General features: G+C 42.7%; 11 protein-coding genes. 4 read left to right on the top strand and 7 right to left on the bottom strand.

All coding sequences use genetic code 11. The features are described from left to right. The 4 genes from VM640_RS00915 to VM640_RS00900 all read left to right on the top strand — a co-directional run bounded on the left by VM640_RS00915 (position 1) and on the right by VM640_RS00900 (position 5,174). The gene (locus tag VM640_RS00915; RefSeq protein ID WP_325388974.1) at positions 1-612 is read left to right on the top strand and encodes a hypothetical protein; all 612 of its coding nucleotides are present in this window, start codon (positions 1-3) and stop codon (positions 610-612) included. Between the two features lie 37 nt (positions 613-649). Continuing rightward, entirely contained in the window at positions 650-1,285 is a 636-nt protein-coding gene (locus tag VM640_RS00910) for a Fe-S-containing protein (RefSeq protein ID WP_325388972.1), read from the top strand. A gap of 100 nt (positions 1,286-1,385) precedes the next feature. Continuing rightward, complete coding sequence (locus tag VM640_RS00905) at positions 1,386-2,159, top strand: helix-turn-helix domain-containing protein (RefSeq protein ID WP_325388970.1); 774 nt, start codon at positions 1,386-1,388, stop codon at positions 2,157-2,159. Positions 2,160-2,468: 309 nt separating this feature from the next. Next, positions 2,469-5,174: an FAD-binding and (Fe-S)-binding domain-containing protein gene (locus VM640_RS00900; RefSeq protein WP_325388968.1), complete on the top strand. Its 2,706-nt coding sequence runs from the start codon at positions 2,469-2,471 to the stop codon at positions 5,172-5,174. Between the two features lie 111 nt (positions 5,175-5,285). Here the strand turns inward: VM640_RS00900 and VM640_RS00895 are convergent, their stop codons facing one another. From VM640_RS00895 to VM640_RS00860, 7 genes are all read right to left on the bottom strand, one after another. Continuing rightward, the gene (locus VM640_RS00895; protein ID WP_325388966.1) at positions 5,286-6,002 is read right to left on the bottom strand and encodes a cytochrome c biogenesis CcdA family protein; all 717 of its coding nucleotides are present in this window, start codon (positions 6,000-6,002) and stop codon (positions 5,286-5,288) included. A 63-nt stretch (positions 6,003-6,065) separates the two neighbouring features. Beyond that, positions 6,066-6,974, bottom strand: coding sequence for a M56 family metallopeptidase (locus VM640_RS00890; protein WP_325388964.1), 909 nt, complete (start codon positions 6,972-6,974; stop codon positions 6,066-6,068). 371 nt (positions 6,975-7,345) lie between these two features. Beyond that, entirely contained in the window at positions 7,346-7,804 is a 459-nt protein-coding gene (locus tag VM640_RS00880) for a ferritin-like domain-containing protein (protein WP_325388960.1), read from the bottom strand. Positions 7,805-8,007: 203 nt separating this feature from the next. Further along, positions 8,008-9,306 (bottom strand): aminotransferase class I/II-fold pyridoxal phosphate-dependent enzyme, encoded by a 1,299-nt coding sequence (locus VM640_RS00875; protein WP_325388958.1) that lies wholly within the window; start codon positions 9,304-9,306, stop codon positions 8,008-8,010. A 25-nt stretch (positions 9,307-9,331) separates the two neighbouring features. Beyond that, the gene (locus VM640_RS00870) at positions 9,332-10,708 is read right to left on the bottom strand and encodes an aminotransferase class V-fold PLP-dependent enzyme (RefSeq protein WP_325388956.1); all 1,377 of its coding nucleotides are present in this window, start codon (positions 10,706-10,708) and stop codon (positions 9,332-9,334) included. Between the two features lie 613 nt (positions 10,709-11,321). Then, entirely contained in the window at positions 11,322-12,080 is a 759-nt protein-coding gene (locus VM640_RS00865; RefSeq protein ID WP_325388954.1) for an MBL fold metallo-hydrolase, read from the bottom strand. 55 nt (positions 12,081-12,135) lie between these two features. Next, positions 12,136-12,948, bottom strand: an 813-nt coding sequence (locus VM640_RS00860) for a radical SAM protein (RefSeq protein WP_325388952.1), incomplete at its 5' end; no start/stop codon positions are given.

Genomic DNA, 12,948 nt, shown 5'->3' with positions numbered 1-12,948 from the left:
ATGGAGAAAAAAGAGTTAAGACTCCTTGGCGCAATCGCCGTGATATTGACACTTCTCATGTTCGCCTATACGATGACAGCGGCACTTAACGGAAACCGTTCCAGTAAACCCCAAGCTCAAGCGTCAACGGCTCAAAGTTCAACAAATAATCAAAGTTCGTCAAACACAGCTCAGCAAACCGGCGAGCCTCTTGACCCAGTAACAGAGAAGCTATTTCCCGCTAAGGTGTCCGAAATGAACAGAATAGAGTTAATCGCAGGCGAGCAAGCCCTGAAATCCGTCTCAATGCTCCATGGCAAAGATATCCCATTGAAGCAGGCTTATGTCGCCAATTATCAAGGTCAGGGGAATAAAAAAATGACCATTTGGTACTCTGAAACCAATAATCTCCAAGATGCCCAGCTTCTTTTCCAGGCAATGGATCAGAAAATGCCCAACTCAGACGCTTTCAAGGATTATAAAACAATTAAGCTCAAGGATCAGGAATATAAATTTATTACAGGTATGGGTCAAGAGCACTATTATTGGCTCAAAGGCAACCGCGTACTCTGGATTGCTGTTCAAGGAAGCGATAGTCTGAAGGTCCTGAAGGAAATCATCCCCTTATATTAAATTAAACTGAAATTAGTTGACCTCTGGAGGTGAACTCATGGCTAACCTAGAAGAAAAAAGAGCCCGTTTAGAACTCAATAACCAACGGAGCAAAAAGCGTAAAAAAATCGTCCTTGGCTCCCTATTAGGTGTGTTAATTTTAGGGATCGCCGCGATCGTACTCTCTACCCAAGAGAGTATCCCGGGCTTTGATGACAAATACTCAATTGGTCGCAGCATGAAATATAAAGATAATGTAAAAATCGAGATGACGGAAATCAAAGCGGAAATCGCGAATGGGCAAATTAAAATTCCCCTCGCCAGTCTTGAAGAAAACTCAATCATCTATACCATGGTTAACCCTAATCGGGAAATCGGTAACGGTCAAAAGGGCTTACCCCTCATGGCCTACCTGACTCCAGCCGGGAGAGTGATAGTTGCCTCCAGTTTTTGTGAGCCCTGCTATTCTCGCAAATTCCATATTGAGGGCGATGTTTTAGTCTGTAATGTCTGTTCTACGCGTTGGGCTTTGGCGGATCTTACCGGCTTAGGAGGCGGTTGTGTTAAATACCCTCCGCAAGAAATCAAATATACAGTTGATGAAACGACAAAAAACATCGTAGTTAATGAAACGGATTTAAAGAACTGGAAACCACGTGACTATGATGCCTCAATCACATCAGAGATGCAGTAAAAATAATTGACTTTTTTAGGCCTATGTTCTTGACTAATATTCTCTCATTAAAATTCGTGCTATAGTAAACCTAAAGTTAGATTGCGGAGGAAAATAGCAAATGGGAATTGGCACAACGATCCGAGACTTTCGTAAGCAAAGAGGATTAACTTTACATGAACTTTCTGAACAATTGGGAATCTCCAGTTCGTTTTTGAGTGCAGTCGAGCGTGAAACAAAAAAGCCTTCGGTAGCTATGGTTCGGCGATTATCTAATGTTTTAAATATTTCACCGACATATTTATTCGGCATAGGAACTGAAAAGGTTTATGGAGAGAAGATCCAGTTTATTCGAAGAGGACGAAGCTTAAGTATTGAAGAATTAAGTGAACTTTCCGGAATTCCAACTGAAAAAATTAAAGCATATGAAAGTGGAACTGAAGAACCCGATTTAGAAACATTGGATCGCTTAGCAGAAGCACTCAGTGTTACCGTTCGCTATTTTCTGGAAAAGTCAGCGGACACATTTTCCGTCGGAACCCGAGTTCGCCATGAACGGGAAAAACAAGGACTAACTGGAGTGCTCTTGGCTGATAAAGCCGGAATTTCTTCAGCGATGGTCAGTCAAATCGAAAACGATCAGGCGGAACCTTCCTTAGATACACTTGAGAATATAGCCCAAGCACTCGGCGTTTCCATATGTTACTTTTTATTAGAGCAAGAAGATGTCGAAAATCTTTTATCTTCTTTAAACTCCGAAGTCTTAAGTTTATTGGGGGATCCTCGTGTACAGGCTGTTCTACGAGCTGTTCGAGATCTCGAAGCTGGAGATCTGAAATTCATTTTAAACTATATCCAATTCTTTAGAAGGAATCGAAGTCTACTTGATCACTGAGGACTATCAAAGATAGTCCTTTTTTTTTAAATTTGTGAAGGAAAATCTATCATTCTGTCGAATTCATTCAATATTAAATAATAGTTTATTTTTTTCAACCAATGGTTCAAAAAATACGGTTATTCGAATATCGGGAATCCTTTAAATGCAAATTTTTTTAAACCAATTTTAAGTATTTGTACATGTTTTGTTAACTAGGAGGTTAGTGAATGTGTTCATTAGGGTAAGAGGACCGACAGGATATTTTCGAAAACAGCAGCTTCTGATTGAGTGTCTGAATAATAGTTGGGAGAAAGAAGGAGAATACCGATGAAAAATAATTTAACGACTCAACAAATGAAAAAGCTTAAAGAGATTTTCGAAGATCGGGTCCGCTTTAACAAAGTCGAACGTATTGTCTATTCCCATGACCAAGGGATCATGCCAGAACAAATTCGCTCGATGATTCAGTGCACACCGGATGGAGTCGTTCAACCTATATCGGCTGATGAGGTATCCTTGTTGGCTAAAGTAGCCCGTGAGGAGAAACTTCCGCTTGTTCCTCGAGGCGCAGGAAGTGCAGGTTTCGGCGGGAGTGTACCGGCTAAAAGCGGTATTGTCGTTGATTTTGTCCGCATGAACAAAATCAATGATATCAACATAAGTCATCAAACTGCTACCGTCGAACCGGGTGTCATTTGGAGTAATCTCGAGAAAAAATTAAGTGAACAAGGGCTAACGCTTCGGGCCTACCCATCCAGTTCCAATAGCTCAACCGTTGCAGGTTGGGTAGCCCAGGGGGGAAGCGGATATGGAAGTTACGAATACGGAAACTGCCTCCAAAATATTGAATCCATTCTCATGGTCTTCCCCGATGGTCATTTAGAGAAGGTTGAAGGAGACGATCTCCAGCAAGTATATAGCCTTTGCGGCATTACAGGGATAATTGTTGAAGTAACTGTCAAAGTGCAGCCCAAAGATGAAGAGAGTGTAGTTCTAGCTGCGTTCCCGAATTTACCTAGTGCCTCAGATTTTTTAAATGCTCTGAATAATGAGAATGTACTTCTTTGGAATGTTAGTTTAACAACTCCAGCCTACACAGCATTGAAACAGAAAGCACTTGAGCACTATGTCTTACCTGAAGATGAGTATTTAATAACTATGGTTTTTCCCAAACCCCGACGTTCTGTTGTGGAAAATAAAATCAGCAAATTAGTAACCCGTTATAATGGGAAAATCATGCGTGATAAGTTGGCCAGCGAAGAGTGGGCAGATAAGTTCTATCCCATGCGTTTTAAAAAACTAGGACCGACTTTAGTCGCCAGTGAAGTCGTCATTCCCATTAAAGAAGTTGCTCAATTTGTCGGAGAAATCGAGAAAAAGTTTAAAGGTGAGTTTGCCCTTGAGGGAACTATGGTTGGTCATGATCAAATCTCCATTTTGGGATTTATGCTGGCTGACGAAAGAAAATTAGGCTTCCCAATGGCCTATGCTTGTTCCTTAGATGTGATTGATGCCGGGGAAAAACATGGGGGTAAAGTTTTTTCAATAGGGATGTACTTTACTGATCGTGCGAAAACCTTTTTCGGAGAAGACCGCCTTAGAACCATCTGGAATTATAAGCAGTTTGTTGACCCAGACGGTTTAATGAACCCAGGAAAAATTATTCCCCCTTCGATGGACAAACAATCTCCAACCAAAATGTTATCGGCTACGATGAAAGTTGCCAATGCTGGATGTGAGTTAATCGGTTTGGCTGGTCGCCTTTTGAGTAAATGGCAAACCAATAATTTTAGCTCTCCGCTCGATGAACAACTTACAGATGATACATTCTCCTGCGCCATGTGTGGCTATTGTCGAAATGTCTGCACAGTTTTTGATGCTGTTCCTTGGGAAAGTAACTCTCCTCGTGGAAAATACTATATTCTGAATCAATATATTAAAGGTAAGCTCCCGTTAGACGATGAAGTCGGCAAGGCTTTATACCCCTGTACAACCTGTAAAAAATGTGATACCGTTTGTCAAATTCGAGCTCATAATGCTCATCATTGGATGAATCTCCGCTATGAGTTTGATAAGCATAAGCTTCATAATACTGGTTTGGAAATCATCCGCAATAACGTGCTTACAACAGGTAACTTCTGGGGAGTACCCGCAGAAGAACGGCTTAAATGGTTAGATGTGCCGACTCAAACTCATGGGAAACTTGCCTATTGGTCTGGATGCTGGGCGGGAACAATTATGGACAATATGGCTCAAAATGCGACCCGTATTCTCCATCAGCTCGATATCCCGTTTGTTCACTTTGGAGAAAAGGAAAGATGTTGTGGCCTTTATCTATCTCTTGGGGGGTATAAAAAAGATTTCCAGGCGTTAGTTAAACGCAATCTGGAAATGTTCAATGAAGCAGGGGTCGAGACAATTATTTTTTCATGTCCAGGGTGCTATGCAACCTTTAATGAAAATTATCCGCAAATGGCTCTGGAGTTGGGAATCGAATGTAATATTCGCTTTAAACACATTGTAGTCTACCTCAGTGAATTGATTGCCGAAGGTAAGATCAAATTCACTGAACCCTTTAATCATTCCGTTACTTATCACGATTCTTGCCATGTTGGACGGTGGTTTGGTCACTATGATGAACCCCGAAATGTCCTTCGCTCAATTCCAGGAGTCGAACTTAGAGAAATGGAACATATCAAAGAAGAGGGGCTTTGCTGCGGTTTAGTTGCAGCCTTTGACTCTTTACCATCCGTTGCTCATAGTGGTATGAAGCGCGTAGAGGAAGCGGTTACGACAGGCGCAGAATATTTAGTCACCAACTGTGCAGGATGTGGTTCGCAGTTTAACTCTACCTGTCACGCAATGGGAACTCAAGTACAACAGATGGACTTAACCGAAGTAGTTGCCCGTGCCTTAGGGATTTCTACAAAAGATCCTTCCGAGAAGGTCGGTGCCTATATGGCTCAGTGTGTGGAACTTCTCAAAGATAGTGTTCTTGAACCCATCGTTGTTCCTGCTGAGGCACGTAAGTAAAACTTAAGCGCTCTCATTAACAACAATCGTTTAATAATCATTCATCAACGATGATTATAGTAAATGGTAAGGTGTAGACCTTGCCATTTTTTTATTCTGATTTGTTTTAATTTAGTGTAGATGCCCCGTCAAGGATGCATGATCGAACAGCTCCGGCCTAAAAACCAAAAAATAACCCGCCAAGAGAAGGAGAACCACCCCAAAGACGGGACGCAAATACCGTGTAAAATTATTGACTCTAAATAACTGACGCACACCGGGTAAAAAAGCCAAAGCAAGCAAAATACTATGTCCAAGGCCAAATAACCCCAAGGCTAAAGACGCCAAAAGGATCTTTCCGCTGGCAACGGCTACCCCGCTGATCACTAGGATAACCGGCGTTGTGCAGGGTGAAGGGGCCAGCGCAAAGAAGATCCCTAAGAGACCTGGACTTAAACCTTCGCTAGAATTGAAATATTGGCTTGGTAATCTTCTCCGGCTGACATAAAAGCCGGAGATTTTAATGGGCAATCTAACCTGTAACAAGGCCATACCCGCTATCAAATATAACAATCCAAGAAAAATGGTCCAAAACCAGCCCGGTAAGGTGAGCATTCGCCCCAATCCTGCAACCAAAGCACCCATGAGCATCAGTGTTCCTGTAAACCCAGCAATAAATTGCAAAGATCTAAGGTACCCTGTTTTACGCGTTCCTGCTAATACTAAAGGAGCCATAGCACCCATACAAGGATTTAAGGAAAGTAGAACCCCTGCCGCAAACATGGACAGTAGAATCGTCCATGAACCGCTTTGCAACCCTAAATGTAAGGAATGGACAAGTGGATCCAAATAAATAACCCCCTTATGTGCATAGTCAAACTATTCCTATGCGCATAAGGGGGATTAAAGAACTTATAGATATGTAAGATGACAAAGATAGGTTGGATGACACGATACGGAGACAAAAGATTGATTATAAGTTATGGTCATATACACTACTACGAGTAGAAAAGCAACATATCCTCCCAGAATAGTCCAATCTTGTGGCTTTAGTGTCAGCTTAGGCAACCAATCGTGGTTTAAACAGTGTTCAATTCTTGCCTCCAGTACGGACGTTACACCCACAGCGAATCGTGGAGGTGTGACTTCGAATTTTATAAGTTTTAATAAGGCTGAGGCTAGAAATTGCTGTTCTACCCCTAAAATTCTTTGTGCATATTTGTCGGCTTGCAATTCCATGGTTACAGAAAAATCTTGCATTAACCGAGTAATTAACCCTAATGAAGAAACTTTATTAAATAATGCTCTTAGCAAGAAAATCTTAAAGGGGTCCTTCTTCATGACATGGCATTTTTCATGAAACAAGACGGCTTTTAATTCCTTGAGTTCAAGCATTTCAACTAAACAATCTGAGATCACTATCTTTGGTTTAAATAATCCAAAGGTAAAAGCAATGGGATTCGTTTCGGTAACGAATAGCAGCTTATTTAAAACACCAATCTCCTCAGCTGTTTCTTTCAAACCTTCAGGTAACTCTTCTTTCCGGGCTATCCCTTTCCTAAAACTTTGGAAAACTCTCTTTTGATGTATACAAAACCCTATTACATGCTTTAGCCAGAGCAGGAAAAAGATACCCGCTAATAAACCCACCCCCCTATAAACTGGAGATAATGTTATGAGTTGGGTGCATTCACGTATAAACTTTGCTATCGGCGCAACTGCTAGATAAGAACTCAAGATTCCTAAAAAGAGCAGAGAAATTATCCCAAGGGAACCTAAAAGCAAAAAAGTTCTATTGTTAAGCTTAGAAAGCTTAGACAACACCATCTCCTCCTTATCAACAGGCTAATTAAGCTAACCCTATTTTAGCAAGATTTACTCTGAATATCCATTATTTGTTTATTTTTTTAAATTAGAAATAAATCTAAAGCCCTCGGCACTGCCGAGGGCTACTTTCATACTTCTTACCGAACTCTAATACTTTCACCAGGATAAATAAGATGCGGGCGATGCCGAAGGTGGGGATTCAAGTTAATTAAATGATGAATATGGGTATGATGACGTCTAGCTATAATATGAAGTGATTCTCCATGACGTACAATGTGATGCATTTTGGTTTTTCCTCCCTTTACTACCAGTATACTCCACTATATGAGAGGACAAAATTTCATTGTGCACGTACTTTTTTTATATTACTCGCCTTCAGTTCCAATCAGCTTAGCAAACTCTGCCGCATGCAGATCCTCATCAACATAGTTATATTTAAGCAGCTTGCAAAGCTCACTTTCCGGACTTTCGCCCTCTTTTTCGACGCTTGCGATGAGTTGGCTGTAGTCACTCATTGCCTTTTCCTCTAATTTAATGTTAATCCTTAGGGCCATATCGAGACCGGTCATGGATAGGATTGTACCCATAGAAGCCCCAATAATAGTTGAGATAACTTCACCTAATTGGGTTGGAGTCCCACCGAGTTCCTTGATTTTAGCACTGATTAAGTCACCATGGCCCTGTTCAATTTCTGCGACCCGTTCGAATACCATTCCACCATATTGATCTTTGAATTTTCTACTTTGGGCAGTATACAATTCAACCTGACTTGTTTCTAGGCTATAAAACCAGTTTAAGGAGTTTATAAGTTCTTCTTTGTCCATACGTTATTCTCCTTACTTTAACTTTCGATTTAGCTATTACTTTGCACTAAAGCTCAGAAATTAACCCAAGTTAAATAAAATCTAACCTGGAGACTCCTTAGTAATCTTATCCTGCCGCATAGAAATTCATGCATCGCAGAAAAGATAGGGAGCTGTCTTAAAACAACTCCCTATCTTTTAAATTTAGATTACACCTGCATTTTTTATTCGGCTACCTCTAAATCCTTCGCCCCTTGGTAAATACGCTCAAAGAGTTCTTCAAGCTGGTCTTCCTCAACACAGGAGAAGGCAACCCGAATATCCGTCTGGCCTAGAGCAATCACCCCAACTTCATATTTTTCGAGGAGATGTTGGCGCAAGGGCTCAGCACTCACACGTTTTAATTTTAGGCACATGAAATAACCGGAATTGAAGGCGTAGTCCTTCCAAACTTCCTGATACCTCTCAACCTTAAGTATCTCTTTGACTTTTAAAGCCCGTTTCTTCATGATCTCAAACTTCTCTTGCTTTTGATCCCAGAAATCTGGTGACTTCAACGCATCCAAGACGAAGGTTTGAGAGGGGTGCGCAACATTAGAAATGGTTCCCCGGATAATTCCCATCGTCTTACTTTCCAAGGCACTCAAAACTTCCGGATATTCGGACGTAAATGTAATGAACCCAACTCGGAATCCCCAAACGAACTCTTCCTTTGTCGCTCCATCCACTTTTACCGGTAAAACTCGCGGATGAAGATTAGCAAGACGTCCAAATAAAGATTCTGTGATGGAATCCCCATAAAATAACCCAAAATAAGCATCATCCGTAATCACTACGAGATTTAGCCCTTCTTCGGCTACTTCGCGGATTGCTTCAACTAAAGCCGTTGCCTCTTCTTCAGTAGGCGTGTACCCTGTTGGATTATTCGGGAAGTTTAACAATAATATTGCCTTGCCGTGAGCTTTTTGCGTGAGTAAGGCCTCTTTCATTCCGGAGATATTGAGCCCCCCATCCTCGGTGTAAAAGGGATAAGTTACCGTCCGAGCTCCCCGGCGTGTTCCAAAAATCATATTATAATTTCCCCAGAGTTTATCCGGTAGAATAAGCGGATCTCCAGAGTTCATAAATAAATCGGCAGCTATGCTGAGACCATGGGTCAGCGCATTCGTCACGATCGGAAGACTGATCTCTTTTCCTTGTAAAGAAGGATTCTCCTGGAGCATTTTTTCCTTCCAAAGCTTTCTCAGTTCCACTTTTCCAGCGGGTGGGGCGTAGTCATAAAGATCAGCAGGATCGAACCTGGATAAATTTTCCTGGATAACCGATAAGTACATTGGATGCCCATCTTCTATGGCAATCCCGATCGTAGCATTAAAACGGGATGCTTTTTGCTTGGCCTCTGCAGATTGAGTCAAAATCCCTTTCGGGTAATAAAGTTCCTTACCTAAATCAGACAAAAGTTCGTAAAAGTATGGGTTAGCCTCGCGAATTTGTTCATTTAACTTCTGAGCTGTTTCATGCATCCTGGTACTTCCTTTGCAGTTAATATTAATTATTATTATAATACGAGAGTGTTTTACTCGTATACCCTAGTTTTCCCGAACTGGACAAAAACTTAGTTTTATTTCGCTCCGATACCGTGATTTCTTGAAGAAGCGTAAGCAACTGATCCACTTCTTCACAGGTATTATATAACCCGAAACTTATTCTGACCATCCCCGGACGGGGCAGCAGTGGATTATCCATAAATTTCCCCATATCTTTGTCGGGAATACGTAAAAGCTTTTGGACATAAGGTTGAGCACAAAAGCAACCGTTTCTAACGGCAATTCCACCTTCCCTGGAAAGGAGCTGAGCGACCCGTTCGTGATGTATTCCCACTATGTTAAAGGGAATAACCCCAATCCTTGGAGACGTTGTCAAAGAGGCATACAGCTCAACGTCTACCATCTTCTCCAACTTTCTCTGGGCATATTGAAGCAGATGTTCTTCCTGCTTAAAAACCGTTTTCATCCCTATTCCGCTCAACGTTTCAATTGCGGCTACAAGTGCCACGACCCCTAGAATATTAGGCGTCCCCGCCTCTTCCTTATATGGCGGATCATCCCAGATCACGCGGTCTTGCGTCACCAACCTAACCGTCCCACCTCCACTATGTTCAGGGCTTCCCTGCTCAAAGACTTGTCTCGGCCCAATCAATACTCCAATTCCAAACGGTGCATACATTTTATGAGCGGAGAAGGCGAGAAAATCGATATGTTCTGGCGAAGAAATGGGGCGCATCTCAATCGCGGCATGAGGAGCCAGCTGGGCGGCATCCACGAGTATTTTTGCCTGATAACGATGAGCCATTTCGGCAATGCGGTGGATCGGATTCATAATTCCCGTTACATTTGAAGCACCCGATACAGTCACCAGTTTAACCGCTCCTTGATGACGTTGCAGTTTTCGTTCGAGATCCTCCAGATTTAGACTTCCCTGCTCGTCAAGCTCCACATAATCAACCTGAAATTTATCCCTCCACGGGAGAAGATTTGAATGATGTTCCATCCAGGTTGTCAGGATGACTTCCTTTTTTCGCGGGTTCCAAAGTCGATAAGCAAGTTTGTTGATAGCTTCAGTCGTATTTTTAACGAAAATCACAGTATTGTAATCAGATAAACCTCCTACAAAATTAAGGACAGTTTTACGTGCCCGTTCGTAGACTTGCGAAGAAAGAACAGATTTATATCCTGTTCCTCGATGAATTGAAGAATAAATGGGTGCGAACTGATTGATTTCCTGCATCACCTTGTAGAACGGGGGTGTTGTTGCTGCATTATCAAAATTAACTGCAGGGGCTGAACCACCTTTACCCTGCGGAACCAAGTTCTCGAGTCCTACAAATAATTCACGGTAATTCGGACGAAACGGAAATATGTGCATAGAGAGCTCTCCTCCCAACCTTATATCTCTGCATTATATTTTCGCAACTCAAGTAAGGTTCCATCCTAACAGATGACCCCAGATTCCTGCGTAAGAAGGACAAATTTCCAGAGAAACCGTGTAATCAGGGCATATTTTCCTTTCCGGCATAAAATTACTTCTTGATGTTCGACATGATAAATGGTACTTTGACATAGTCAGGATGATAAGTCGCACCCAAAACCCTGACATTGCGTAATGAATTCTTGGACGCAAGGATTCAATTTAAGTCTACTTCGTTTCCCTAAATGAGAGACGAAGTTGAGCATAAGTGCTCAGCTTCGTCTCTCATTGTTATTCACGCTCCATTTCGCCGCTATAACTTTCGCAGAGCGAAAATTGAGTGATTTATAAAAACATATCCATCCTTGAAAAAATAGAAGACCTTTGGCGCGCCTAAACACGCCAAAGGTCTCGTTACGCTGCTTGCGAAAAAGTACCAGGCTCATAGCCAGTATGTTGATACTTTTTGGTCTGAACACCCTCTTGCCAAAGCCATATTCGGCGAAAGTAGAAACGATTAGAGAAGGGCGGAATTTATTGAATGATTATTAAGAACTTCTATGAATCTCGCTTATATCACTAGGTCATTATCTGGCAGATATTGACCGGTCAGGTTGTCAAATACACGGTCATGACCCGGAATAATAATATCCGGGAAACGGGCAATTGCCTCAGCAGTTTGCTGAAACTGACGGGCATCATAGTGAATAGCAGCCATCATATCTTTCTGCCATAGGTCACGATGGTAGAACGCATCCCCAGCTGCCACCACTCTGCGTGTTTTGCCCTGGAGCAACACGGCCCGACTGTCAACCGAGTGTCCCGGAACCTGCAGGAGATCAATCGTCTTGGGTAGATCCGGTTCATCCTCAAAAAATTCAATTTGGGCCTGATCCCCTATCCAAGCCGCTGCAGGATATTGATTGACCAGCTTGATGAGATGATGCGCCAATTTATGGGAATTATCCTCGACATACCGACCCCAGGAATGCAAAGCTGCTAAGGGGTCGGTGCTTTCCCCTAATAACCGAGCTAAATTATTTTCAAAATCAAGTTCCCTTCGGCTGATTAGGATTCTGGCATTGCTAAAGAGTCGGTTTCCTCCAATGTGATCAACATGCAGATGGGTATTAATGACCAGACTGAAATCTGCAGGAGTATAACCTAACTGTTCCAATTCTTCCAGCAGATCCAGATTATCAGGAGAACCCGTATCAATGATAGCCAGACCACAGTCTGGAATATCAACGATGGTAGAACTAACCGGGACATCTCGGATGATTAGATTATCCGTATCATGCCTCACCGTGGTAATGGTCTCGATTTTCAAAGGATTTCATCCTTTCGGAACGTTTTATTCACACTGGCATGAATTCCCGCTTTGATTATTTTGAGATGTTTCTCACGATTAAACTGCAGCATTCTTCGGAGAACAGGGTTCGTAAACCTTTACTTTGAGCATAGACAACCGTAGCCTCATCCGGATACGCGATGCCGTTGACCCCACAATTAACCGCCTGAATTTCCACCTGTCGTTTATATTGTCCCGGTGGTCTTGCACAGCCCAGAGTTATGGGGGTATCGGGGTTTATCACCCGGGCGGTCGCGATAACCTCACCAACTTCTGCCAGGGTCGGAGGCTGTACGACCGCCATAGCCGTCCCGCAGGCAGGCGTTAAGATAACCAGAATAATCGTTTCCGGCTCGGCTTGCCGGATCATCTCCAACGCCTGCCTTTCCCCCCGGATTTGACCATAGTGCAAACCGATGACCACATGGGGGGCTATATTTAAACCTGCTTCGCAGCAGAAGAGCATGGCTCGCAGATAATCATCAGGCCGTTGATCAAGATGGTAAACCTGGCGAATTGTGTTTTCATCGCCAATCACATCCATTAATACCTGATCCACTCCCGCTGATTTCAAGCCAATGGCCGTTTCGCGGTTAATAAGCCCACTATGAACCAGTACCTTCAAGCCCATCTGGCTGGCATAAGCCATTGCTTCCACAAAAGACAGCAAAGGTACTTCGCCTTGAGAATTTGCTCCACCGCTAACGAGTATCCCCCGGCAGCCTTTGTCCAGAAGCTGGTCGACTACCCGGCGCATCTCAAGGGGAGTGGGCGTCCCGATCATACTCTGCAAAAGTTTACCGTCGCAATGATCACAACGGCAGGCACAAGCCTCACCGGTCACGCT

Source organism: Desulfitobacterium sp. (assembly GCF_035539115.1).
GTDB lineage: Bacteria > Bacillota > Desulfitobacteriia > Desulfitobacteriales > Desulfitobacteriaceae > Desulfitobacterium_A.
Note: the sequence above shows the minus strand (reverse complement) of the source record. Positions and strands in the feature narration are given on the sequence as shown.